Genomic DNA, 321 nt, shown 5'->3' on the forward strand with positions numbered 1-321 from the left:
CCTTGGCTGCGCTGTCGCCTTTGTCCATAATCGCGTGGTTGGGATTGAGTTTCGCGGCGCGCTGTCGATCTACGGCAACAGTAAGCTGGTGCTGATCGTGATGCTGCCGCTGGTTGGCATGTTCGCCATCGCCACCGTCTATCTCTGGCCGGTAGTGGAGCTGGGCATCTCGGCGCTGACCGGCTTTATGAAATCCTTTGGCGCCATCGGGGTCTTCCTGTACGGCTTTCTCAACCGGTTCCTGATCCCCACCGGGCTGCATCATCTGATCTGGTCGCCGTTCGTTTTTACCTCTATCGGCGGTCAGCTGCTGATCGATGG

1 protein-coding gene is annotated in these 321 nt (G+C 58.6%); it reads left to right on the top strand.

Features of this window, described 5'->3' with window-relative positions; genetic code table 11:
* Nucleotides 1-321 (top strand): PTS transporter subunit EIIC (locus ACSIPU_RS30850; protein ID WP_435322513.1); only part of this gene is annotated, 321 nt, incomplete at both ends.

Origin of the sequence: Klebsiella sp. HN106, from assembly GCF_051209435.1 — a bacterium.
In the GTDB taxonomy this organism is placed as follows: domain Bacteria; phylum Pseudomonadota; class Gammaproteobacteria; order Enterobacterales; family Enterobacteriaceae; genus Klebsiella; species Klebsiella oxytoca.